This window comes from Neopoerus faecalis (assembly GCF_029218125.1).
Taxonomy (GTDB): domain Bacteria; phylum Bacillota; class Clostridia; order Oscillospirales; family Oscillospiraceae; genus Oscillibacter; species Oscillibacter faecalis_A.
The window spans coordinates 229955-254145 of the sequence record NZ_JARFXX010000001.1 but is presented as its reverse complement, the minus strand read 5'-3'; the positions used below and the strand labels follow the sequence as shown (position 1 = coordinate 254145).

Below are 24191 nucleotides of genomic sequence, written 5' to 3'. Positions count from 1 at the left end.
ATCCCCTTGCTTTTCATTATCTGCCCTCACAAATACACCGCTCCTGCATTGTCTGCGCCGCAGAGCGAGGGATTTGCTCACACATGGGCTAAAATCCCAATGCAAATATTTTTCATGGCAAGTTTCATTCCCTGTACGGTGTTTTTCTTTTATTATGCCAGATTTCCGCCGCCGATTCAATCCCCACTGCCGAGGGGCGGCGTCCGCCGCCGGATTTTCTTTGCGTATCCTACAATTTTTGCGGGATACGGCGGCCGCCCTCTTGGGCATCCTACCGATCTTGCGGACAAGGGTTGCCGTTTCTATTGACTTGCATTTTCCGCTGTGCTACACTTCAGCCAATCAAAGGGCGGTCTGCCCGGAGAAAGGACGGAGAATCGGATGACGCATGATACCAAGGCTTCCGTGAATACGTCTGCACAGCGCGGCTGTGCCGCTTTCTCCTGCCATGCTGCCTCTGCGGAAAACAATACTGCCCTGCTTCTGGACGCCGGTCTGCTGCCGGCGTCCATTCTTTTGCACATTATTCTGCTGGTACGGGCCAGCTTTGCCGGACATCGGAACAGCGCGTATCTCACAGGCCATTGAATGGCGTTCATGAGAAACAGGCGGCTCCGTCGATCCGGCGGGGCCGCTTTTTAATTTGATTTACGATTTTTCGGGAGGAAAGAGATATGAATATCCGCGTGACCAAAACAACACACCCCATGGAGCTGACCCCCTCGGACAAGCTGGGCTTCGGCATCCACTATACCGACCACATGTTCATCATGGACTACAGTGATGAAAAGGGCTGGTACGATCCCCGCATCATCCCCTTCCAGAATATTTCCCTGTCTCCGGCCGCCTGCGTGTTCCACTACGGCGCCGAGGTCTTTGAGGGTTTGAAGGCATACCGCCGCCCGGACGGCGGCGTGCAGCTGTTCCGTCCGTGGGACAATATGGAGCGCCTGAAGAACTCCTGTATCCGCATGGGCTTGCCGGTGGTGCCCCCGGAGGATGCGCTGGAGGCGGTGAAGGCGCTGGTGAAGGTGGACGAGCGCTTTGTCCCCTCCGAGCCCGGCACATCTCTCTATATTCGCCCGTTCCTGTTCGGCACGGACGCAAAGCTGGGCCTGCATGGTGTTCACGAGGCTATGTTCATCGTGGTGCTCTCCCCTGTGGGCAGCTATTTTGATAACGGCATGGAGCCGGTAAAGATCATTGTGGAAACCGAGGATGTCCGAGCGGTCCGGGGCGGCACCGGCGAGGCCAAGTGCGGCGGCAATTACGGCGCGTCTAACCGCGCCGGCGAGCGGGCCTTTGCCAACGGCTATTCTCAGGTTTTGTGGCTGGACGGTGTGGAGCATAAGTACGTGGAAGAGGGTGGCGGCATGAACGTTGTCTTCAAAATCGGCGGCAAGATCGTCACGCCCATGCTCACCGGATCTATCCTGCCGGGCATTACCCGCCGGTCCTGCCTCCAGCTTCTGCGGGATTGGGGGACGCCCGCCGAGGAGCGCCTCATCACGGTGGACGAGCTGTTTGAGGCGGCGGAGAACGGCACACTGGAGGAGGCCATGTGCGTCGGTACCGCCGCGGTCATCTGCCCCATCGGCGAGCTGACCTACGGCGATAAGGTCTATACCATCAACAACTTCCAGACCGGCCCCCTGGCCCAGAAGCTCTACGATACCCTTACGGGAATCCAGTGGGGCACGGCGGAGGACCCCCACGGCTGGACCTGCCGCCTGTAAGAGCGGCTGTGGCACGGACGGACTGTCCGAACCCACAAAATCCCGGCATATTTTCCCACAAGGTTGAGCAGGTGCGACAAAAGAAAGGCCGACCTGTCGAAAACGGATTGACAACTGTCCGTACCCGTGCTACAGTAACCCCAACTTACAAAACCGACACGAAAGGAGGCACACAGGATGATGACCATGCTGATGAACCATGTGATGATGGCGGCTGCCAAAGCAGGCGCTTTCCTCTCCTGCGCTGCCTCCAACGTGCATACCGCCGCCATGATGGACGCCACTGCCGTGGCGTCCATTTTTGCTGCCATTATTATGATTATCAGCCTGATTATCATTATCAGCATTATTGGCACAAGTGAATATGGCCGGTGTGAAAATAAGCAGCCGCTCAGCGCGTAAGCACAAGGAGCAAGCGGCCCCGCCGGTTCGGCGGGGCCGCTTTTTTGCGTTCAGACCCATTTCAGGAGGTAATTGACATGAAACTCACAGGTGCGCAGATATTGATCGAATGTCTGCTGGAACAAAACGTGGATACCGTGTTCGGCTATCCCGGCGGCACCATTCTCAACGTATATGATGCCCTCTATGACCATAGGGAGATCACCCATATTCTCACCTCCCACGAGCAGGGCGCGGCCCACGCCGCGGACGGTTATGCCCGCAGCACCGGCAAGGTGGGTGTGTGCTTTGCAACCTCCGGCCCCGGCGCCACGAACCTCACCACCGGCATTGCCACGGCATACATGGATTCCTCCCCGGTAGTTTTTATCTCCTGCAATGTGCCGCAGAACCTCATTGGAAAGGACGCCTTTCAGGAGGTGGACATCACCGGCATCACCATGCCCATCACAAAATCCACCTATCTTGTGCGGGATGTAGCCAAGCTGGCGGACGCCGTGCGGGAGGCGTTCGCACTGGCCCGCAGCGGCCGCCCCGGCCCCGTGGTGGTGGATATTACCCGGGATGTCACCGCCGCTGTGTGCGAATATGAATATCTGCCGCTGGAGCGGCACGCCGCCTCCGGGCACTTAGCCTCCCTCATCCACCGGGCCTACACCAGCAGCCTGAAGATGCCGGAGGCCGACCTGGGGGATGTGGAAAAGCTGGTGGAGATGATCGCGGCGTCCGAAAAGCCCATGCTGATCTGCGGCGGCGGTGTGGTCCGCAGCCGAGCCCATGAGGAGTTCCGGCAGTTTGTCCGCCGCATCGACGCCCCGGTGGCCATCACCGTTATGGGCGGCGGCGGTGTCTCCGGCCGGGATGTGATGACCACCGGCATGATCGGGATGCACGGCTCCGTGGCTTCCAACATGGCCTGCGACAACTGTGATCTGCTCATCGCCGTGGGCTGCCGGTTTTCCGATCGAGTGGCGCTGAAGCCGGAGACCTTCGCCCATCAGGCGAAAATCGTCCACATCGACATCGACCGGGCGGAGATCAACAAAAACGTCCAGACGGACCACCACATCATCGGAGATGCCAAGCAGGTTTTAAAGCTGCTGTTGGAGCGTCTGCCCCAGTATGACCATAAGGAGTGGAAGAATTTTGTGCTCTCGTTTCCCCGGGAAACGGAATACGGCGAGAGTGAGAGCGTCCTGACCCCCAAACAGGTGCTCTCCGCTATTGCCCGGCTGTGCCCGCAGGACTCCATCGTGGCGACAGACGTCGGCCAGCACCAGATGTGGGCCATCCAGCACCTTCATTTTGACTATCCCGGCCAGCTCTTGACCTCCGGCGGCTTCGGCACCATGGGCTTCGGCCTCGGCGCCGCCATCGGCGCCAAGCAGGGCAACCCGGAGAAAACGGTCATCCACATCACCGGCGACGGGTGCTTCCGCATGAACGGCAACGAGCTGGCCACCGAGGCGTATTACCGCCTCCCGGTCATCACCGTGATCTTCAATAACCGCAATCTCGGCATGGTCCGCCAGTGGCAAAGCCTGATCTACGATCGCCGCTACTCCCAGACTTCGCTGGAAAACCGCAGCCCGGACTTTGTGAAGTTCGCGGACGCCTTCGGCCTGAAGGCCCGGCGGGTCACGCAGCCCAGCGAACTGGCCGAGGCGCTGACCGAGGCGCTGGCGGAAAGCGCGCAGGGCCGGGGCTATGTCATCGACTGCGCCATCAACGCCGATGAAATGGTGCACCCCATGGTCAACGGCGGTCATCACATTACGGAATTTCTTTTGAGCTGAGGAGGGGAGGACATAATGATGGAAACAGCGCTGCGTACCCTTTCCGTTCTGGTGGACAATGAGCCGGGAGTGCTCTCACAGATCTCCCGCCTGTTTTCAAGAAAGGGCTTCAATATCGAATCGCTGGCGGTGGGTCCCACGCAGGACCGGAGCCTTTCCCGCCTGACGCTGGAGGTCATTACCGATGACAGCCAGACGGAGCTTTTATGCAACCAATTATCCAAAATGGTGCCGGTGCACTCCGTCCGACTGCTGGCGGACGAGCACTCCATCCGCCGGGAGCTGGTGCTCTGCAAGGTCCGGGCGGAGAACCGAAGCATCCGCAACGAGCTGATTCAGCTTGCCAATGTGTTCCGGGCGTCCATTCTGGATGTCTCCGCCACCTCCATGACGCTGGCAGTCATCGGCGAGGAGTCGAAAAATGAGGCCCTCACCGACCTGCTGCGGGAGTTCGGTATTCTGGAAATGGTCCGCACCGGCATGGTGGCGCTGGAGCGGGGCCGCTATACCATTCAGGACGAACGGAAGGAAACACTGGAATTCAATCTGGGAAAAATGCTGTAAATCTGTGCATTTTACGATAAAAAACTAAAAACGAAAGAAAAAGGAGAAAGAACCATGGCTAAGATGTATTACGAAAAGGACTGCGACCTGAACTATCTCAACGGAAAGAAAATCGCTGTGATCGGCTACGGCTCTCAGGGCCACGCCCATGCCCTGAACCTGAAGGACTCCGGCTGCGAGGTCTGCGTGGGCCTGCGGGAAGGCTCCAAGAACTGGGCCCAGGCGGAGGCCGCGGGGCTCACTGTCAAGACCATTGCCGAGGCCGCCAAGTGGGGCGACGTTGTGATGCTGCTCATCAACGATGAGGTGCAGGCCGACGTATATAAAAAGGACATCGCCCCCTATCTGGAGGAGGGCAACGCGCTGGCCTTTGCCCACGGCTTCAACATCCGCTATAAGCAGATCGTGCCCCCTGCCGGTGTGGATGTGTTTATGGCGGCCCCCAAGGGCCCCGGCCACACCGTCCGCTCCACCTATGTCTCCGGCAAGGGTGTGCCCTGTCTGGTAGCCGTGGAGCAGAACGCCACCGGCCGGGCCTATGAGATCGCGCTGGCCTACATCGCCGGCATCGGCGGCGCTCGGGCGGGTATTATGGAGACCACGTTCCACGATGAGACCGAGACGGACCTCTTCGGCGAGCAGACCGTTCTGTGCGGCGGCGTGGTGGATTTGATGCAGTGCGGCTTTGAAACGCTGGTGGAGGCCGGCTACGCTCCCGAAAACGCCTATTTTGAGTGCATTCATGAGATGAAGCTTATCGTTGACCTTATCAATAAGGGCGGTGTGGCCGCGATGAACTACTCTATCTCCGATACCGCTGAGTTCGGCGAGTACTTTTCCGGCCCCCGGGTGCTGCCTCACGAGGAGACCAAGGCCCGGATGCGGGCCGTGCTGGCGGATATTCAGGACGGTACGTTTGCCGGCCGCTGGATCGCCGAGAACAAGAGCCGGGGCCGCACGTTCTTCAATTCCAAGCGGGACCAACTGGCAAAGCACCCCATGGAGCTGGTGGGCGAGGAATTGCGCCGCAACATGATCTGGAGTGGTGATAAAAATCTCGACACGGCATCTGACTAAAAAGAGGTATCGGAGGAGAAAGCTATGCGTTCTGATGAGATCAAGACCGGCGTGGAGCGTACGCCGAACCGCAGCTTGCTGTATGCGCTGGGCTATACCGATGAGGAGCTTTCCCGGCCCCTCATCGGCGTGGTCAGCTCCTATAACGAGATCGTTCCCGGCCACATGGGGCTGGACAAGATCGCCGAGGCGGTGAAAGCCGGCGTCCGGGCCGCCGGCGGTACGCCGGTGATGTTCCCGGCCATCGCCGTGTGCGACGGAATCGCTATGGGCCATGTGGGTATGAAGTATTCGCTGGTGAGCCGCGACCTCATTGCCGACTCCACAGAGGCTATGGTCATGGCCCACCAGTTCGATGGACTTGTGATGATTCCCAACTGCGACAAGAACGTGCCGGGCCTGCTGATGGCGGCGGCGCGGCTGAATATCCCCACCATCTTCTGCTCCGGCGGCCCCATGCTGGCAGGCCGTCTCAGAGATGGCCGCCGCACCTGCCTGAGCCATATGTTCGAGGCGGTGGGCGCTTATCACGCAGGAAAGCTGGACGAGGCCGGTGTGGCGGACTACACGGAAAATGCCTGCCCCACCTGCGGCTCCTGCTCCGGGATGTACACCGCCAACTCCATGAACTGTCTTACAGAGGCCATCGGCATGGCCCTGCGGGGCAACGGCACCATTCCCGCCGTGTATTCCGCCCGTCTGCGGCTGGCCAAGGAGACCGGCATGAAGATCATGGAGCTGGTGAAAAAGAACGTCCGTCCCCGTGACATCATGACAAAGGCCGCCTTCCACAATGCCGAGACCGTGGACATGGCGCTGGGCTGCTCCACCAATACCATGCTCCACCTCCCCGCCATCGCCCACGAGGCCGGGGTGGAGCTGAATCTGCGCATGGTCAACGGCATCAGCGACAAAACTCCCAACCTCTGCCATCTGGCCCCTGCCGGCGACACCTATATCGAGGATCTGGACCGGGCCGGCGGCGTCTGGGCCGTGATGAAGGAGCTGACCAAGGCCGGTCTGCTGGATACCTCGCTGCCCACCGTAACGGGTAAGACCGTAGGGGAAAACCTGGAAACGGCGGAGAATCTGGACACCAGTCTCATCCGCCCGCTGGAGGAGCCTTATTCCAAGACCGGCGGCATCGCCGCCCTGTTCGGCAATCTGGCCCCGGACGGCTGCGTGGTGAAGCAGAGCGCCGTGGCCCCGGAAATGCTGCGGCACAAGGGCCCCGCCCGGGTGTTCAACAGCGAGGAGGAGGCCATCGCCGTCATCTACGCCGGCGGCATCCATCCCGGTGATGTGGTGGTGATTCGCTACGAGGGACCCAAGGGCGGCCCCGGTATGCGGGAAATGCTGAACCCCACCTCCGCCATCGCCGGTATGGGATTGGACAAGGATGTGGCCCTCATCACCGACGGCCGGTTCTCCGGCGCGACCCGGGGAGCGTCCATCGGCCACGTCAGCCCGGAGGCTGCCTCCGGCGGCGTCATCGGTCTGGTGCAGGAGGGCGACCTCATCGAGATCGACATTCCCGGACGCTCCCTCCACCTGTGCGTGGAGGACGCGGAGCTGGCGGAGCGCCGGAAAAATTGGGTCTGTCCTGAGCCGAAGATCAAAACCGGTTACCTTGCCCGATATGCCAAGCTGGTGTCCTCTGCCGACAGGGGCGCCATTCTGGAATGAGGGAGCGGTGTATGAACACGGCTGAAGCATTGGACCGCCTGCTTTTGTACCGCCAGACGCCGGAGAGCCTCTTGCGGCGGCTCATGGACCCGGCAGAGACCGTCCGCACGGCGGCGCAGGCGGAGGTGGTGGCGCTGGCGGTGGAAAACGGCTGGCAGGGCGACCTGTGGCGCTGCTGCATCGCGTGGACGCTGACGGAGCACGAGAACCCTTTCTCCCTCTCATGGGAGCGCCGCACCGGCCCGGAGGACACCCTCAGCGCGCTGGCGCTGGCGGACATGGCTGTTTTCCATGCCCTGCTGTCCGCCCCGCCGGAGGAGGGGCCATGGCCTCTTCTGCGAAATTTTCACCACGAGAGCCGCCAGGGTAAGGAAAGCGCTCCGCTGACGGAGCTGGCCGCCGCGCTGGCAGACGCCGCCTCCCCGGCGGCGCTGCTGGACTGTCTGACTGCTTTTTATCAAAGCCACGGCGTCGGTCAATTAGGGCTGGGGCAGGTGTTCCGCGTCCGGCGGGAGGCCGATGGCGTCCGATTGCTCCCAGTGCGGGACCAGCCCCCGGTGCGCCTTGCGGATTTGGTAGGCTACCGGCAGCAAAAGGAGCAGTTGGTCCGCAATACCGAGGCATTTCTGCATGGCCGGGGCGGCAATAATGTCCTACTCTACGGCGATGCCGGAACCGGCAAGTCCACCAGCGTACAGGCTATTGCCAATGAATACGCGGCGAAGGGGCTGCGGCTTATTGAGGTTTATAAGGAGCAGTATGACCTTATTCCGGCGCTTCTGCGGCAGATCAAGGGCCGCAATTACCGCTTTCTCCTGTTTTTGGACGATCTCTCCTTTGAGGAAAACGAGACCTCCTATAAATATCTGAAGGCGGTCATGGAGGGCGGCGCGGAGGCCCCGCCGGAAAACGTGCGAATCTGCGCCACCTCCAACCGCCGCCATCTGGTGCGGGAGGTGTGGAGCGACCGCAGCGATATAGAGCATGACGGTGACATCCACCGCTCCGATACGGTAGAGGAAAAGCTGTCCCTTGCCAGCCGCTTCGGTTTGCAGCTTTTCTATCCTGCCCCCACCTTTGAGGAATATCAGCAAATCGTCTCCATCCTCTCCGAAAGGGCAGGAACGGACCTGACTGCCGAGCAGCTCCGGGCGGCGGCCGCCACATGGCAGGTCCGCAGCGGCAGCCGTTCCGGCCGCACGGCGCAGCAGTTTGTCAATCAATTAGATCGCTGAAAAACGGCAGTCAGGAAGCAAATTTTTGCTTTCTGACTGCCAATAAAAACTTTATTCTGAAAAAGCATCAGCCCCCACTCGCTCCAACGGCGAATGGGGGCTACTTCTGCTGTGTTTCTTTCAATATGGTTACCTCTGCTTCCATCTATATTGCCGCTGCTGCAGAACACTGGCTGCCAATCCATGAGGTGCCGGGTGCGTGCAGAGACTCATCTCACGCGATTCATTAAATGATGGCACTTCGTATTTGACGGCGCGGCCCACTGAAGCGGCGCTCAAGGAACGGCGGATTTGGGTTCGGAAGCACTGCCCTCCTTGTGCCTTTACTGTACAATGAACCCTTGAAAATGTCAATAGATTTTGTATATATTTTACATTTTGAATAAATAAAATTGAAAATATACGAGCAATCTGCACAAAAGCATGCGGTCAGCCAAGCTCGGCATAAAAATGCGCGGGGGACAACTCTTCTTGAGCCCAAAAACCATCCCGCAGTGCGGACAGGTTTTCCTCATCATGCTCGATCTCACAGCTGAACCGGCGCAGCGCCTCCGCAGGACCGCATACCGCCGCAAGGCACCGGATGGTCAGCACGGCGAAAATGCACAGCTGCGTCTGCCCCAGCACATCCCCGTCATTGACCGCCTTTAAAATATAGTGGAACAGAAAATACGCGGCAATGCGCTCCAAAAGCGCCTCGGATACCGGTGCCGGCTCCGCCGCTTCTCCCCGGTGCAGAAGGTCCCGCCAGTCCGGCTCTAAAACCTCCAGCGTTTCCAAAAATTGCAGGGCGTAAGGGAACAGCCCCGTGGTTTCCGGCGCGGCGGAATGCGCCGGGAGCGGTCCTTCGACCAATTCCGGCAGGGCATCCTCGTCCTCTGCGTCCAGCCGCTCCTGTACGCCTTGGGCCAGCAGCAGAATATCCCGCAGCCGAGCGTTCAGAGGGCGGGTGCGATTCTGCAAAAGCGCCAGCATCCGTTCCCGCAGGGGCAAAAGCCACGTCAGCCATTCGTCCCCCGCCTCTGCGGGCGTATCGTCCGTTCGCTCCGGAAACAGCAGCGGGGCCTCGCTGCTCAGCAGAAGCCGGTTCGCCTCAGGGCAGGAGGCGGACAGTGTGACCTCCCGGAACGTGCCGTAATCTTCCACGAACCGGGGGTGCTCCCGGCAGGTGACAGAGGTGGCCGCCTCGTCCAAGGTGAGGTGCACCTCACAGAGATTTTCCTGATTCAAAAAGGGGCAGCGCCCGCCGCGAAGCGGAAAGCACCAGTCCTCTCCGTCAAGTTGCATCGCGGCGCGGAGCCGCTCCCCCAGCGGGCCGGGGAGAGCGCGGTACCGCCGGGCGGTGTCCTCGTCCAAAACAACCTCCCACTCCATGCAGCAGCTATGAGGGCACGCCCCCGCCAGACAGGAAAAATCGTCAAAATAATCCGGGACACGCAGCTTCATGGCACTTCCTCCTGTATCTGACAGCGGCTCTTTCAAAAAAAGTTGCATACGCAACAGAATTTACATAAATATTATAGGATACTATCTACGGAAAGACAAGGCTGAATAGCCAAGGAAAAAGGAGATACCCTATATGATACGGAAAATCATTGAGATCGACCGGGAAAAATGCAATGGCTGCGGTGCCTGTGCGGCCGCCTGCCAGGAGGGCGCCATCGGCATGGTGGACGGAAAGGCCGCCCTGCTGCGGGACGATTACTGCGACGGCCTCGGCAACTGTCTGCCCCATTGCCCCACCAACGCCATCACCTTTGTGGAGCGGGAGGCCGCTGCCTTTGACGAAAAGGCCGTTGCCGCCGCCCAGCTCCAGAAGCGGGCAGAGGCGCTGAAGGGCAGTGCGCCGGTGACGCGCACCGGCTGTCCCGGCAGCGCACCGCTGCAAATGGGCGGCTGTCCTGGCAGCCGGGCCGCTGAGCTGAAGCAGACTGCGGCAGAGGCCCCCATGCAGACCATGGCCCAATCCCGCCTGATGCAGTGGCCCATCCAGATCAAGCTGCTGCCGGTGCAGGCCCCGTTCTATCAGGGGGCAAAGCTGCTCATCGCCGCAGACTGTACGGCCTTTTCCCGGGCGGATTTCCACGAGCGGTTCATGAAGGGCCATATTACCCTCATCGGCTGCCCCAAACTGGACGAGGGCGATTACGCGGAAAAGCTGACGGACATCCTCCGGCTCAATGATATCCGGGCGGTCACAGTGGTCCGCATGGAGGTCCCCTGCTGCGGCGGCCTTCAGCGGGCGGCGGAGACCGCGCTGCAAAACAGCGGCAAATTCCTCCCGTGGCAGGTGGTGACGCTGGGACGGGATGGAAGCATTATGGATTGACATTTGGAAAATGGAGGCAAGGAAATGAGAGCAACGGTCAATGACACCTGTATCGGCTGCGGCCTGTGCGCCGGCACCTGCCCTGTGGTGTTTTCCATGGGGGATGACGGACTGGCCCACGGCGGCGAAATTCCGGACAACCAGCGCGCCGAGGCGGAGACCGCCCGGGATGGCTGCCCGGTCAGCGCCATCAGCATCGAGGACTGAAGTCCATGAAAAAGCGGCGGAGCAAACGCTCCGCCGCTTGCGACCGTCGAAAAAGTGGCATTGCCACTTTTTCGAGGAAGTTTCGCTGCGCTCTGCGCCTCGGTTGTCCGCTGATGGCGGACAATTCGACGCTCGCTTTGCACAAAGTGTTTTCTGCCACGCACAGGTCGCGGCAAAAAACAAATTTTACAGCTTTCGCGTCTGCGGACGCGAAACTCTGTGAGGCTTTTTCAACACGCTGAAGCGGCGGAGCAAACGCTCCGCCGCTTCAGCGTGTTGAAAATCCGTCAGGTATTGTCCCGGCTGATAGGCTCCCGCACCAGCAGCCGTCGGAGAGCTTTGCCGTTGAAGGGAATGAGCGGATAGAGGTAGCCCTTACCCACCAGCGGCTTTGTGGTGCACAGCAGAACGAAAATTCCCACCACGCCCAGCACGAAACCCCAGACGTCAAAGGCCGCCGTGACCAGCAGCAGCGCCACCCGCAGCAGCTTGAAGGCGTAGCCCAGCTCGTAGCTGGGCTGGGCAAAGCCCGCCACGGAGACAAAGGCCATATAAACCAAAACCTCCGGCCCCAGCCATCCGGCCTGTACAGCGAAATCGCCCAGCACCAGCGCGCCCAGCATGGAAAAGGAGTTGGAGAGGCTGTCCGGCGTATTCAAGGACGCCAGCTTCAATACGTCAATCAAAAACTCAACCACTAAAAGCTGGCTCAAAAGGCTCAGGGACACCGGCTCCGGTGAGGACAGGAAATCCAGCCATCCCGGCAGACGGTCAGGCACGCTGACCATCAAATACCACGCCGGAGTGATGAACAGCGAGAGGAGGAATACCGTCACCCGCAGAATACGGAGATACGTGCCGATGAGGGGCGGGAAGTAAAAATCGTTGGCCTCCTGGGTAAAATCGAAAAACGAGGTGGGCAGAATCATCACGGAGGGTGAATTGTCCACCATTAAAACGATGCTACCCTCCATGATGCTGGCCGCCGCCGCGTCAGGCCGTTCCGTGTAGCGGACCTTTGGGAATGGATTGTACCACTGCTTTGGGCGGATGGCCTCCGCCAGACTTTCCTGCGCCATGGAAAGAGACCGGATGTCCAGCCCCAGCAGCTTGCCCCGGAGCTTGCGGAGCAGCGATTGGTCCACCTTGTCATCCAGATAGCAGAGCACGGCGTCATTGTGGCTCCGGGAGCCGACCTTGTGGCCCTCCATGGTCAGGTGCGGGTCCCGGATGCGTCGGCGCAGCAGCGCCATATTGGGAACCACCGCCTCCACAAAGCCATCGTGACTGCCCCGGAGCACCTTTCCATCCGGCGGCTCGTCCACGCCCCGGCTGGGATAGCCCTTGGCGTCCATCAGCGCGGCGCCGGACAGTCCCTCCATGATCAGCAGGGATTTTCCCAGAAATACGGAGGTCACGGCGTCAGATACGTCAAACGTGACGTTGGATTCGGAAAACGTGATGAACCGGTCCAAAAACTCCTGCATCTGGGTGAGCCCTGCTACGTGCTCCGGCTTCAGGGATAGCCAGAAGGCGCCCATGCGCTCAATGATGCTGTCGCTGCCGAAACCGTCCACCACCCACAGCCGCGCCCTTCGCCCGCCGATGACATAATCCCGGCTCACCATATCGCAGCTCCGGCCTACGCCCAACAGCAAATCCAGCTCCGCGGCGTTTGCCGCGTAATTTGAAGTCAGTTTTTCCATAAGCACCCCCGCAATATAGGGGTAGTATGCGCCGGAACAGAAAATTTATGGCAGTGAGCGGAAAAAAGCGTGGGAGTGCCGAAGGGCGGTCCCACGCTTAATTAAAATGAATTCACTTACCACTCCAGAACGCGGACTCTTATCACATTTGCCATGTGCTGAACGTCCTCAATGACGCGTTCCGCCACCTTCGTGCCGAGGTCCACCATGGTGTAAGCGTATTCGCCCCGGGACTTGTTGCTCAGGTTCTCCACGTTGACCCCGTCCCGGCCGAACAGGCTGGTGATGTTCGCCAGCATACCGGGAACATTCTTGTGCAGGATGCACAACCGCTCCACGCCGCTGCGGTCCATCACCATATCCGGCAGATTGACGCTGCGGCGGATGTTGCCGTTTTCCAGATAGTCCGTCAGCTCGTCCACCGCCATGGCGGCGCAGTTCTGCTCGCTCTCCGGTGTGGAGGCGCCCAGATGGGGCATGGCGATGACATGGGGCGCGGTGAGCAGCCGGTTATTGGGGAAGTCCGTGACGTATACCGCCACCTTGCCGGTATCCAGTGCCGCCAGTATGGCCTCATCATCCACGATCTCGCCCCGGGCCAGATTGATGACCCGCACGCCCCGCTTCATGGCGGCAATGGCATCGGCGTCGATCATGTGGGCCGTTTTTCCCGTGTAGTGGATGTGCAGAGTAACGTAATCCGCCCGCTTATAAAGGTCATTGATATCCTTGACCACATGAACGTGGCGGTCCAGCCGCAGGGCGGTGTCCACGGACAGGAAGGGATCATAGCCGTAAACATCCATGCCGAGGGAAATAGCGGTGTTGGCCACAATGGAGCCGATGGCACCGAGGCCGATGATGCCCAGCGTCTTTTTGTAAAGCTCCGGTCCCACAAAGGCGGACTTGCCCTTTTCCACCACAGTAGCCACCTCCACGCCGGAGGCCGCCTGCTCCCGGACCCAGCGGATAGCGCCGGGAATATCCCGGGAGCCCATCAGCATGGCGCAGACCACCAGCTCTTTTACGGCGTTGGCGTTGGCACCGGGGGTGGAGAACACAGGGATGCCCGCCGCCGCGCAGCGGTCCAGCGGGATGTTGTTCACGCCCACGCCCGCCCGGGCGATAGCCAGCAGGCTGGGGTTGAACTCCATGTCCAGCAGCTTGGCGGAGCGAACTAAAATCCCCTGAGGGTCCTGTACCTCATCGCCCACCTCATACAGTGCGGCGTCAAAACGGTTCAGGCCCACAGGGGAAATCTTGTTCATGGTTTGAATGCGATACATATTCATGATCTCCTTGGCGGCTCCAGCGAGCCGCATTACTCCCACCGGAACGTGCGGCGCTTGCGCCGCTTCCGCCGAGGCACTTTCCATTATAGCGGAACCGCCGGGGGAATCAATGTCCGAACAGTCAAAAAACGGCGGGCTTTGCCGGTGTTCTTTGGCGAAAAGGGCGGTTTGACCGCGAACGGGGAAACAAATGGGAAAAAATTCGGAATTTCAGCGGAAAATATGAAATTTCCCATTGAAATTAGAGAAAGCGTGCATTATAATAATAGGCTGTGCAAAAATCCTTTAGATAGGAAAGGACATTCAGATTATGCAGAACGAACATTTGAGAAACGTAGCTATTATCGCCCACGTTGACCATGGCAAGACAACGCTGGTGGACGAGATGCTCAAGCAGGGCGGCGTCTACCGGGAAAATCAGGAGGTTGTGGACCGCGTGATGGACTCCGGCGATCTGGAGCGGGAGCGCGGCATTACCATTCTGGCCAAGAACACCGCCGTCCGATATAAGGACGTAAAGATCAACGTGGTGGATACCCCGGGTCACGCTGACTTCGGCGGCGAGGTGGAGCGCATTTTGAAGATGGTCAACGGTGTCATCCTGCTGGTGGACGCCGCTGAGGGTCCCATGCCTCAGACCCGCTTCGTCCTCAGCCGCGCACTGGAGCTGGGTCACCGGGTCATTGTGGTGGTCAACAAGATCGACCGTCCCGACCAGCGCATCCACGAGGTCATCGACGAGGTGCTGGAACTGCTGATGGACCTCAACGCCACTCCCGAGCAGCTGGACTCCCCCATGCTGTTCTGCTCCGGCCGGCAGGGCACGGCCTCCTATTCCCCCGATGTGCCGGGCACGGACCTCAAGCCGTTGTTCGAGACCATTCTGGAGTACATCCCCGCTCCCGAGGCGGATGTGGACCAGCCGTTCCAGATGCTGGTCAGCTCCATCGACTATAATGAGTTCGTGGGCCGCATCGCCATCGGCCGCATCGAGCGCGGCACTCTGAAGCAGAATCAGGAGATCGCCGTTTGCAACTACCATGACCCGGACGCCGCCCCCAAGAAGGCCAAGGCCGTGTCCATTTACGAGTTTGAGGGTCTGGCTCGGAAGCAGGTGACGGAGTCCACCGCCGGCAACATCATCGCCATGAGCGGCATCCCCGACATTACCATCGGCGATACCATCTGCGCACCCTCCGCCGTGGAGCCGCTGCCCTTTGTGAAGATCAGCGCCCCCACGCTGGAGATGACGTTCTCCGTCAACGATTCCCCCTATGCCGGCCGGGAGGGTAAGTTTGTCACCTCCCGTCAGATTCGCGAGCGTCTGTACCGCGAAACGCTGAAGGACGTTTCCCTGAAGGTCACGGATACCGACCGCGATACCGCGTTCAACGTGGCGGGCCGGGGCGAGATGTCTTTGTCTATCCTTATCGAGACCATGCGCCGTGAAGGCTACGAGTTTCAGGTTTCCCCCCCGCGTGTGCTGTATCAGGAGATCGATGGCAAGAAGTGCGAGCCCATTGAGCGCCTTGTGGTGGACGTTCCCAGCGACTGCGTAGGCGCGGTCATTGAAAAGCTGGGCCAGCGCAAGGGCGATCTGGTGGAAATGACCCCTGTGGGCGACCGCATGAAGGTGGAGTTCCTGATTCCCGCCCGGGGCCTGTTCGGCTACCGCAATGATTTCCTCACCGACACCAAGGGCGAGGGCATCATGGCCTCCGTGTTCGATTCCTACGCCCCCTATAAGGGCGACATCCAGCGCCGGGGCATGGGCAGCCTGATCTCCACCGAGACCGGCGAGTCCATTACCTATGGCCTTTATAATGCGCAGGAGCGCGGTACGCTGTTTATCGGCGCCGGCGTCCCGGTGTACGAGGGCATGATCATCGGCGTTGCCAACCGAGGCGAGGACATTGTGGTGAACGCCTGCCGCAAAAAGCAGCTCACCAACACCCGTGCCTCCGGTTCTGATGACGCTCTGCGGCTGGTGCCGCCCCGCCAGATGAGCCTCGAGCAGTGCTTGGAGTTCCTGGCGGACGATGAGCTGCTGGAGGTCACCCCCAAGAGCCTGCGGATGCGCAAGGCCATTTTGAACCACGAGCAGCGCATGAAGTCCCTGAAGGGCAAAAAGTAAAAACCGTACAGCCCGCCGAGCCATCCCCGGCGGGCTGTGTTTTAAGCAAAGGAGTATTATATGAAAAAATTACTGAGCATCTGTCTGGCCGCCCTGCTGCTTTTGAGCATGGCCGGGTGCGGCAAGACCGACACGGCTGTTGTTGACGCTGCTAAAACCGATACAACTGAGCCTAAGACAGAGGGCATCGGCACCCACCGCGCCGAAATTGAAATTCAGGACTATGGCACCGTCACCGTGGAGCTGGACGGAGACGCCGCGCCCATCACCGTGCAGAACTTCATGGACCTTGCCAACGCCGGCTTTTATAACGGCCTGACGTTCCACCGCATCATCGCCGGGTTCATGATGCAGGGCGGCGACCCCAACGGCAACGGCACCGGCGGCTCCGAGAATACCATCAAGGGCGAATTTTCCGCCAACGGTGTGGAAAATCCCCTGTCCCACATCCGGGGCGCCATTTCCATGGCCCGGGCGCAGGACATGGACAGCGCCAGCTCCCAGTTTTTCATCTGCCATGCCGACAGCACATTTCTGGACGGTCAGTACGCCTGCTTCGGCTATGTGACGGACGGTATGGACGTGGTGGACGCGGTCTGCGAGGCCGCTCAGCCCACGGACGATAACGGCACCATCCCGGCGGATCAGCAGCCGGTCATCACCGAGGTTCGCATGATCGACTGAATTGAAAATGTAAATGCCCCGGAGGGAAGTCAGAACTTCTCTCCGGGGCATTTTTTCGCCTCCCGGCTTTCCAGCGGCGGTGCCCTGTGCGACAATGCTGTCAAAAGGATTGGGAGGAAACGGTATGAGACAGCGCAGAGCGCCCGCACCTATTACGGCGCGGCAGATCGAAACATTCAGGCGGGAGCTGACACAGCGGGAGTGCAGCCCCGGTACGGTGGAAAATTACGTCCGCAGCGTTCGAGCCTTCGCCCGCTGGAACCGGGAGGCCCCTGTGACCCGCGGCCGCGCCGCGGAGTGGAGGCGAAGCCTTGCGGAAACACATGCCCCCGCCACTGTCAACGCCATGCTGGCTGGGCTGAGTAAATTTTTCACTCTGACGGGCCGGGAGGACTGCCGGGTGCGTCCGCTGCGGCTCCAGCACCGCAGCTTTCGCTCGGCGGAGCGGGAGCTGAGCCGCGCGGAGTACCGCAGCCTTGTCTGTACCGCCCGCGCAGAGGGCCGGGAACGGTTGGCGCTGCTGATGGAAACGGTCTGCGCCACCGGGATTCGGGTGGGCGAGGTCCGCTATATCACGGTGGAGGCGGCCCGGCGGGGCCGCGCGGACATTGCGCTGAAGGGAAAACTCCGCACGATTCTCCTTCCCGCCCGTCTCTGTCGGCGGCTCTTGAAATTCGCCGGGAAAAACAAAATCGCCTTTGGCGCGATCTTCCTCACCAAAAGCGGCTGCCCTTTGAGCCGCACGCAGATTTGGGCGGAGATGAAGCGCCTGTGCGCCAAGGCGGGCGTGGCGGCGGAGAAGGTGTTTCCCCACAATCTGCGCCACCTCTTTGCCCGCACGTTTTACGAATCGTGCCGGGATGTTGTAAAGCTGGCGGACATTCTGGGCCACAGCTCCGTGGAGACCACCCGGCTCTACCTCCTGACCACCGGTGCGGAGCACCTTCGCCAGTTGGAGCGGCTGCGGCTCCTCTGTTAGACAAAATAACCATTTTGTCAACAGCGCGGTCAAAGGCCCACGCACTGTCCCGTTCGTTGACCCAATCATAGCGGAAAGCCTTTAAAAAAGCAAGCAATTCCCCTAAAAGAAGCGCATGAGAGCGGACCGGCCCCTTGTTTTTCGCAGAGCCGGTCTGTTTCCGTGCGCTTTTTCTTGAAAAAATCCCTCCTGCTTTTCCTGCGGCGACAGGCAAAGCGCTATTTGTTGACAAAATGGTTATTTTGTCTGCCGCTGTCCCGGAAAGCAGGGAGGACCGGGGATGGGCTACGAATTTAAACGGCCGGACGCAACGGCCATGGAGCGGGTGCTGGCGCGGCACCCCGCCGACCCGGAGGGCGCGGTGCTGCGCCTTGCGTGGCAGGCGGGCCTCAGCCGGGAGGAAATTGCGGGCCTGACATGGCCGCAGGTGGATTTGACGGACAGCGTCCTGTACCTGTCCGACCGCACCGTGCCGCTGGAGGGCGACACCCTGAACTGCCTCCGCCGGCGCCATGAGCAGTACGCCGCCGTGTCCGACCATGTGGTGATCTCGGACCGCTACAAGCGCCCCATGCCGCCGGAATCCGTGTCCCGTCTGGCCCGGAACGCGTTGGATGCCGAGGGCCTGCGGGTGAGCCTGAAGGATCTGCGTCAGGATTTTGTCATCCGCCAGTTGGAAATCCATGACTGGCCCTACGCCGCCCGCGTCAGCGGCATGGCGGTCTCCACCCTTCGGGGCGCCTTCTCCCAATATTTCCGCCCCAAGGAGGAAAAGCGCCCGGAGCCGCCGGGCAATATACAGGAGCGGGAATACCTCCTTTGGCGGATTTTGCAGCAGGAGGGCGGCTCCCTTGTGGGTATGGCCCTGTGGATGAGCTGGAAACTGAATATGCAGCCCGGCGAGATCTTGGAGCTTACATGGCCGCAGGTGGACTTCGACCGCGACGTCATCACCCTTCCGGACCGCGAGATCCCCATGGGCAGCCGCCTCAGCCGCCAGCTTCGGGACGCCTGGGACCACCGCCGTGACCCCGCCCAGCCCCGCATCATGCTGGCCCCGGCCACCGGCCGCCCCATGGACCTTGCCCGCCTCTCCACCATCACCCGCACGGCCCTCATCCACGGCGGGCTGGAGGACATCAGCCTCGGTGACCTTTGCCGCTGGAGCCGCCGGGATGACCGCCGCCGTGCGCTGCTGGCCGCCCTGAAGGAAACCGGCTCCCTGACCCGCGAGGAGGTTATGACCCGTCTCGGCATCACGAAAAATGCCGCCCTCACGCTCCTGAACGCTCTCCGCGCCGAGGGCGCGGTGCTCCGCGTCGGCAGCCGCTACTACCCCGCCGATGCGGTCACGCCCCCGGACGCCCAGCCCGCCGCCGTGCTGGATTTTCTCCGGGAAAACGGCCCTGCCGCCCGCAAGGCCATCGCAGCCCGCTTGGGCCTTCCCCCGGCGCAGACCGCCGCGCTGCTGCGTCGAATGGCGGCGGAGGGCCGCCTCGTCCTCACCGGCAAGCGCTACGCCCTCCCCGCCGATTCCCCCGACTGACCCTCCCCACAAACGCTACACTTACAAACAACAAAAAACACGGAAATTACGTTATTTCCGTGTTTTTTTACATCTGAATTACGAACCGCGCAAATCTATTTACATTCCGCCCGCCCCCTGCTAAATTGAGCTTGCGAAACAAAGCTGCGGGCAAACTGCCTCCAAGCTCCGTGCTTGGTGTAGGCTCGTAACGCCCGACGCAAGTCGGGCCGTTCCCATTCTCCATTCGCAAACCAGCGAAGCGTTTGCGGATGGAAAAGCGAGGAGAAGGCTCGTCCGATATCGGCCAAACCGCTTGCGGTTCGGCGATATCTCAGAGCCATCGACGAGCAGGCTAGCCCCGACACGAAACCCGGAACCCGGGGGCGGGGACTCCAAGGCGCTGTTTCGACATTTTATAAGGAGGAAACCCCATGAAGAAGTTCCTTTCTCTGGTACTGGCTCTGGTGATGACCATGTCTCTGGTCACCGTCTCTGCCGGTGCCAAGGACTTCACCGACGGCAGCAAGATCAATTATAAAGAAGCTGTCGACGTGATGTCCGCCGTGAAGGTCATCGACGGCTATGCCGAAGGTGACTTCCGTCCCAGCGCCACCCTGACCCGTGGCGCTGCCGCCAAGATCATCTGCAACCTGATCCTTGGCCCCACCACCGCGTCCGCCCTGGTGGCTGACGCCGCTCCTTACAAGGATGTTCCTACCAACCACACCTTCGCTGGCTACATTGCTTACTGCCAGAAGGAGGGCATCATCTCCGGTTATGCCGACGGTACTTTCCGTCCCGCCGCTTCCCTGACCGGCTATGCCTTCATGAAGATGCTGCTGGGCGCCCTGGGCTATGATGCCGAGGTCGAGCAGTACACCGGCGCTAACTGGTCCATCAACGTTGCCAAGCGCGCCATGAACATCGGCCTGAAGGACGGCCTGATCGGCGACTTCAACGGCGTCAAGGCTGTGACCCGTGAAGAGGCTTGCCTGTACGCTTTCAACACCCTGCAGGCTACTATGGTCGAGTATTCCGCTAAGACCTCTGTTTCCACTAACGGCACTACCGTCGTTATCGCCGGCTCTGAGGCCAAGGATGTTGTCAACACCGGCAAGACCGATAGCAACATCGACAAGGACGGCAAGATGCAGTTCGCTGAGAAGTACTTCGAGGACCTGAAGCTGGATAAGACTTCCGATGATTTCGGCCGTCCCGCTAACAAGTGGAACGTGAAGAAGGAAGAGGTCGGCACCTATGCCAACACTCCCGACGCCACCTTCACCAAGAAGGTCACCAAGGCTGACGTTTACAATGCTATCGGCAAGACCGTTTATGACGATCTGAAGGATGGCGACGCCACTCTGACCACCTACTTCGACGGTGATGGGACCAAGGTCAAGGCTGCCGATGTTGACTCCACTTGGGCCAACAAGAACGACACCGGCAAGGTCAACTCCACCGGCAACGGCGACCTGACCGAGATCTATGTTGACGACGACAACAATGTCACCATCGTCACCATTCGTACCTATGTCTTCCAGGCTGCCACCGATTATGACGCCAAGAAGGAGTCCGTCAACCTGACTCAGGATGGCTCCAAGGCCGACAACCTGACCAACGCTGCCAAGACTATCGTTCTGAACGACCGCACTGTTGAGGCCGAGGACTACGCTGTGGTCAAGGACCTGAAGGCTGACGATTACGTTCTGGTCACCGCCGTGAAGAACGGCTCCGGCTATGACGTGAAGTCCGTTGAGAAGGCCGAGGTCAAGACCGTTGAGGTCTCCGGCTACAAGCTGAACGACTCCGTGGACGCTGCTTCCACCACCTACAAGTACAACGCCAACGCTGACTCCATCAAGGGTACCTCTTACAACGTCGGTAAGCAGGCTACTCTGGTTCTCGATAAGTATGGCTACATCATCGCTGTCGAGGAGTCCGTGGTTCTGTCCGACTATGTGTACATCGAGAAGTTCGGCTCCACCTCCAGCCTGAACGCCAAGGCTCTGGCTAACGCCATCTTCGCCGACGGTACTGACGCTGAGATCACCGTCAAGGAAGTTCTGGGCGTGAAGAACAAGACCACCATTGCTAACTATGGCACTTCCATGGCTGGCTGGTACACCTACAGCAAGAACACTGCTAACGAGTATACTCTGTATGCTATCGAGAGCAAGTATAACCAGAAGGCTGACTCCTTCTCCGGTATCACCGAGGTTTCCGTCAACGGCAAGGTCAACCCCATCAGGGGCGCTCTGAGTGGCGTTCTGGCTAACGACGATACCGTCATTCTGGTCTCCGACAAGGACGACGACATCACCGTTTACACCGGCGTGAAGAACTTCCCCGGCGTGAAGCTGACCTCTGCTTCCAGCAAGGCTACCGTTTCTGCTGTCGTTAAGACCTCCAACGGCTATGCTTCTCTGGTTTACATCGATGTTGACGGTTCTGCCACCATCACCGGCGACAAGAACTCCAACCTCGTGTATGTTGTTGAGTATGATGGCAAGTATGTCACCAAGGACAACGAGACCTTCTACAAGTACACCGTGCTCGATGGCGAGGACGAGGTCAAGATCGAGGCTGACAACCAGATCCAGAACATCACCGGTTCTGTTTACGGTGTTGCCAACTACCTGACCAAGAGCGGCGACCGTTACACCGACTTCCAGCTGGTCAAACAGGATAAGGACGTTGTTGTTTACGGCACTGGCACCAAGGCCAGCGATCCCATCAAGCAGAGCGCTGGTACTCTGGTTCTGGCTGCGGGCAACAACAGCACCGGTAAGTTTGTTGTTGCTTCCGACGCTAAGATCACTCTGGTTACCACCAAGGGCGCTGCCGTTCTGAACAAGGACGCTGACGCCGCTTACGAGGTTTCCGCTAACATGACCGCTAAGGAGCTGGTGGATGCTCTGGCTACTGCCGACACCTACACCTACACCTATGCCGGTAAGACCACCGATAGCGACAACGAGGTCCTGAAGGAGCTGTATGTCACTGTCACCGCCGCTACCGCTTCCAACAGCGGTAATGGTTCCAACAGTGCTAAGGGTGAGGGCTCTGCCACCATCAACTACACTGTCGCTTCCAATGGCACTCTGCGCTACACCATCAACTACACTGCTCCCGAGTATGCTGCTGACGGTGCGCATGCCACTGTGAAGGTTGATGTGCTTGCCAACGGCAAGTATTTCGATACTCTGACCATCGCCAAGGATCTGAAGAATGGTGAGTTTACCTACACCGGCAAGGATTCTGGCTATCCCGATGACGAGGAGTTGACTTTCGAGATCTTTTCCGAGGAGTTCGACGAGGTTGTTGTCAACTATGTTGACGCCGCCGGCAAGGCTCTGACCGTTGGCGGTGACAAGACCGCTAAGGTTGGCTCTCTGAAGGTCGATCTGACCAGCAACGACGGTACCTTCAAGGTCACCAAGGTTGACGGTGCTACCGTTTCCACCTCTCTGCCTACTACCGACGTCAATGCTGGTACTGGTACTTCTCTGACTGTCTCTGCGATCGATGGCACCAAGGCTGTGACTGTCACCATCGACGCCACTGGCCTGACTGCGAAGACCTACAGCATCAGCACCGCCACTGTCGCTGGTGCGGATAAGACGCTGGCTAACCTGAAGGATGCGACTACCGGTACCAACTACGCCGGTGCGAACAGCACTCTGAAGCTCAACTTCAAGGCTGATAAGGTCGCCAGCATCAACAAGGGTGAGAAGGTTGGCGTTGTCATCACTCCCGACAGCACCGATGGCAAGCTCGCCAAGACGGATGCGCCCATGAAGGTCACCTTCGACATCGCCGGCGAGGAGTTCGAGGTCGTCTTCAAGAATGACGGTAACGCGCCCGCCGCTGTGAATGGTTTTGTGACCATCAATGATGATGCGGATGTTGTGATCAAGAAGGTTGAGATGCTCACGATGCCCGGTATCAAGAACATTACCTTCGAGGATAAGAACAGCAATGGCTTCCTGGATGCCAGTGTCGGTGGCGCTGACACCATGACCGTCTACTTCACCGAGAAGGTCACCGGCGCCATCTCTGCACCCTCCAGCACCACCCTGACCTTCGGTGCCGGCTCCCTGGCTGATGACGGTATGTCCGCCACCTTCACCGTGACCGGCAACGCCGCTGACAAGGACACGAAGTACACCGTGACCTTCTTCGGCAGCAACGACCTCAAGGCTGTCAGCGGCAACTTCAACAAGGCTGCCATCGTTTGGGACATCACCGGCCTGACCGCTGTTGCCCAGTAAAACAGCCTTATGGTTCATGTGTCTGACATGGTAAAAAACAGATAAAGCAAGGCCCGCTCCTTTTGGAGTGGGCCTTCTTTTTCATTCGCCCATCGGCAGGAGCGCCATGTAGGTGTAGGTTTGTCCACCCTCGTTGAGGACGGTGCTGGCGGTATCGCTGGTGGTGTAACGGGAAATGGTGACACCGGTTTCCGTCCAATTAAATTGTGCGCAGGCGAAGGTATTATTGCTATACGTTAAGAACATTTTGCTGCCCCGCAGGATCATGCCAAAATCTCCCATTATGTCGGCTTGAATGAACACGGCCATCGGCTTTGCCGAAAAGGTGAGGGAGTGTTCTGTCGTGCCGGTGCCGCGGTAGGTGCCGTATTCGATCTTGCAGTTGCCGCAGCCTGCCAGCTTGGCGGCGTGGGCGGTCAGCGCCGTGTCGATCTTGTCCCAGTTGTCGTTGAATTCCGAATGTAAGATGCGGTCTCCGCCGTCCCATTTCTTCAGTCCTAAATTCTTCGTGTTCTCCATGTTTGCTTCCTCCCCATAATTTTGCCTGCTGTTCCCGCCCGCC

General features: G+C 59.6%; 19 protein-coding genes. 15 read left to right on the top strand and 4 right to left on the bottom strand.

Features of this window, described 5'->3' with window-relative positions:
- The first annotated feature begins 381 nt into the window (after positions 1-381).
- The 8 genes from PY311_RS01195 to PY311_RS01160 all read left to right on the top strand — a co-directional run bounded on the left by PY311_RS01195 (position 382) and on the right by PY311_RS01160 (position 8496).
- The gene (locus PY311_RS01195) at positions 382-588 is read left to right on the top strand and encodes a hypothetical protein (RefSeq protein ID WP_286146843.1); all 207 of its coding nucleotides are present in this window, start codon (positions 382-384) and stop codon (positions 586-588) included.
- 86 nt (positions 589-674) lie between these two features.
- Positions 675-1736, top strand: coding sequence for a branched-chain amino acid aminotransferase (locus PY311_RS01190; RefSeq protein ID WP_286146842.1), 1062 nt, complete (start codon positions 675-677; stop codon positions 1734-1736).
- 177 nt (positions 1737-1913) lie between these two features.
- Entirely contained in the window at positions 1914-2138 is a 225-nt protein-coding gene (locus tag PY311_RS01185) for a hypothetical protein (protein WP_286146841.1), read from the top strand.
- Positions 2139-2215: 77 nt separating this feature from the next.
- On the top strand, positions 2216-3934 hold the full coding sequence (gene ilvB, locus PY311_RS01180; RefSeq protein ID WP_286146840.1) for a biosynthetic-type acetolactate synthase large subunit: 1719 nt from the start codon (positions 2216-2218) through the stop codon (positions 3932-3934).
- A 15-nt stretch (positions 3935-3949) separates the two neighbouring features.
- Positions 3950-4498, top strand: a complete 549-nt coding sequence (ilvN, locus tag PY311_RS01175; protein ID WP_286146839.1) for an acetolactate synthase small subunit — start codon at positions 3950-3952, stop codon at positions 4496-4498.
- 54 nt (positions 4499-4552) lie between these two features.
- A complete protein-coding gene (gene ilvC / locus PY311_RS01170) occupies positions 4553-5575 on the top strand; it encodes a ketol-acid reductoisomerase (protein WP_286146838.1) in 1023 nt (340 codons plus the stop codon).
- Between the two features lie 24 nt (positions 5576-5599).
- A complete protein-coding gene (ilvD, locus tag PY311_RS01165) occupies positions 5600-7261 on the top strand; it encodes a dihydroxy-acid dehydratase (protein WP_286146837.1) in 1662 nt (553 codons plus the stop codon).
- A gap of 11 nt (positions 7262-7272) precedes the next feature.
- Positions 7273-8496, top strand: coding sequence for an ATP-binding protein (locus PY311_RS01160; RefSeq protein WP_286146836.1), 1224 nt, complete (start codon positions 7273-7275; stop codon positions 8494-8496).
- 429 nt (positions 8497-8925) lie between these two features.
- Here PY311_RS01160 and fliB read toward each other — a convergent pair whose 3' ends face one another.
- The gene (gene fliB / locus PY311_RS01155) at positions 8926-9942 is read right to left on the bottom strand and encodes a flagellin lysine-N-methylase (RefSeq protein WP_286146835.1); all 1017 of its coding nucleotides are present in this window, start codon (positions 9940-9942) and stop codon (positions 8926-8928) included.
- 133 nt (positions 9943-10075) lie between these two features.
- Between fliB and PY311_RS01150 the strand changes: the two genes are divergently transcribed.
- Positions 10076-10825 carry an ATP-binding protein gene (locus PY311_RS01150; RefSeq protein WP_286146834.1) on the top strand — a complete coding sequence of 250 codons (750 nt, stop codon included), beginning with the start codon at positions 10076-10078 and terminating at the stop codon, positions 10823-10825.
- 24 nt (positions 10826-10849) lie between these two features.
- Positions 10850-11032 (top strand): ferredoxin, encoded by a 183-nt coding sequence (locus tag PY311_RS01145; protein ID WP_286146833.1) that lies wholly within the window; start codon positions 10850-10852, stop codon positions 11030-11032.
- Positions 11033-11319: 287 nt separating this feature from the next.
- Here PY311_RS01145 and PY311_RS01140 read toward each other — a convergent pair whose 3' ends face one another.
- Positions 11320-12738: a spore germination protein gene (locus PY311_RS01140; protein ID WP_286146832.1), complete on the bottom strand. Its 1419-nt coding sequence runs from the start codon at positions 12736-12738 to the stop codon at positions 11320-11322.
- A gap of 116 nt (positions 12739-12854) precedes the next feature.
- The gene (locus tag PY311_RS01135) at positions 12855-14024 is read right to left on the bottom strand and encodes a phosphoglycerate dehydrogenase (protein ID WP_286146831.1); all 1170 of its coding nucleotides are present in this window, start codon (positions 14022-14024) and stop codon (positions 12855-12857) included.
- Between the two features lie 316 nt (positions 14025-14340).
- On the opposite strand from PY311_RS01135, the gene typA reads away from it, so the two are divergent.
- The 5 genes from typA (at position 14341) to PY311_RS01110 (ending at position 23629) form a co-directional block, all read left to right on the top strand.
- Entirely contained in the window at positions 14341-16164 is a 1824-nt protein-coding gene (gene typA / locus PY311_RS01130) for a translational GTPase TypA (protein WP_286146830.1), read from the top strand.
- Between the two features lie 60 nt (positions 16165-16224).
- Positions 16225-16848 carry a peptidylprolyl isomerase gene (locus tag PY311_RS01125; RefSeq protein WP_286146829.1) on the top strand — a complete coding sequence of 208 codons (624 nt, stop codon included), beginning with the start codon at positions 16225-16227 and terminating at the stop codon, positions 16846-16848.
- A 124-nt stretch (positions 16849-16972) separates the two neighbouring features.
- The gene (locus tag PY311_RS01120) at positions 16973-17827 is read left to right on the top strand and encodes a tyrosine-type recombinase/integrase (protein ID WP_286146828.1); all 855 of its coding nucleotides are present in this window, start codon (positions 16973-16975) and stop codon (positions 17825-17827) included.
- A 280-nt stretch (positions 17828-18107) separates the two neighbouring features.
- Positions 18108-19373 carry a DNA glycosylase AlkZ-like family protein gene (locus PY311_RS01115; protein WP_286146827.1) on the top strand — a complete coding sequence of 422 codons (1266 nt, stop codon included), beginning with the start codon at positions 18108-18110 and terminating at the stop codon, positions 19371-19373.
- Positions 19374-19786: 413 nt separating this feature from the next.
- Positions 19787-23629: an S-layer homology domain-containing protein gene (locus PY311_RS01110; RefSeq protein WP_286146826.1), complete on the top strand. Its 3843-nt coding sequence runs from the start codon at positions 19787-19789 to the stop codon at positions 23627-23629.
- Positions 23630-23710: 81 nt separating this feature from the next.
- On the opposite strand, the gene PY311_RS01105 is transcribed toward PY311_RS01110, so the two are convergent.
- On the bottom strand, positions 23711-24148 hold the full coding sequence (locus PY311_RS01105; RefSeq protein ID WP_286146825.1) for a hypothetical protein: 438 nt from the start codon (positions 24146-24148) through the stop codon (positions 23711-23713).
- Positions 24149-24191 lie beyond the last annotated feature (43 nt).

Coding starts and splice junctions, on each gene's coding strand:
- PY311_RS01195 (WP_286146843.1), top strand. CDS start 382: ATGACGCATGATACCAAGGCTTCCGTGAATACGTCTGCACAGCGCGGC.
- PY311_RS01190 (WP_286146842.1), top strand. CDS start 675: ATGAATATCCGCGTGACCAAAACAACACACCCCATGGAGCTGACCCCC.
- PY311_RS01185 (WP_286146841.1), top strand. CDS start 1,914: ATGATGACCATGCTGATGAACCATGTGATGATGGCGGCTGCCAAAGCA.
- ilvB (WP_286146840.1), top strand. CDS start 2,216: ATGAAACTCACAGGTGCGCAGATATTGATCGAATGTCTGCTGGAACAA.
- ilvN (WP_286146839.1), top strand. CDS start 3,950: ATGATGGAAACAGCGCTGCGTACCCTTTCCGTTCTGGTGGACAATGAG.
- ilvC (WP_286146838.1), top strand. CDS start 4,553: ATGGCTAAGATGTATTACGAAAAGGACTGCGACCTGAACTATCTCAAC.
- ilvD (WP_286146837.1), top strand. CDS start 5,600: ATGCGTTCTGATGAGATCAAGACCGGCGTGGAGCGTACGCCGAACCGC.
- PY311_RS01160 (WP_286146836.1), top strand. CDS start 7,273: ATGAACACGGCTGAAGCATTGGACCGCCTGCTTTTGTACCGCCAGACG.
- fliB (WP_286146835.1), bottom strand. CDS start 9,942: ATGAAGCTGCGTGTCCCGGATTATTTTGACGATTTTTCCTGTCTGGCG.
- PY311_RS01150 (WP_286146834.1), top strand. CDS start 10,076: ATGATACGGAAAATCATTGAGATCGACCGGGAAAAATGCAATGGCTGC.
- PY311_RS01145 (WP_286146833.1), top strand. CDS start 10,850: ATGAGAGCAACGGTCAATGACACCTGTATCGGCTGCGGCCTGTGCGCC.
- PY311_RS01140 (WP_286146832.1), bottom strand. CDS start 12,738: ATGGAAAAACTGACTTCAAATTACGCGGCAAACGCCGCGGAGCTGGAT.
- PY311_RS01135 (WP_286146831.1), bottom strand. CDS start 14,024: ATGTATCGCATTCAAACCATGAACAAGATTTCCCCTGTGGGCCTGAAC.
- typA (WP_286146830.1), top strand. CDS start 14,341: ATGCAGAACGAACATTTGAGAAACGTAGCTATTATCGCCCACGTTGAC.
- PY311_RS01125 (WP_286146829.1), top strand. CDS start 16,225: ATGAAAAAATTACTGAGCATCTGTCTGGCCGCCCTGCTGCTTTTGAGC.
- PY311_RS01120 (WP_286146828.1), top strand. CDS start 16,973: ATGAGACAGCGCAGAGCGCCCGCACCTATTACGGCGCGGCAGATCGAA.
- PY311_RS01115 (WP_286146827.1), top strand. CDS start 18,108: ATGGGCTACGAATTTAAACGGCCGGACGCAACGGCCATGGAGCGGGTG.
- PY311_RS01110 (WP_286146826.1), top strand. CDS start 19,787: ATGAAGAAGTTCCTTTCTCTGGTACTGGCTCTGGTGATGACCATGTCT.
- PY311_RS01105 (WP_286146825.1), bottom strand. CDS start 24,148: ATGGAGAACACGAAGAATTTAGGACTGAAGAAATGGGACGGCGGAGAC.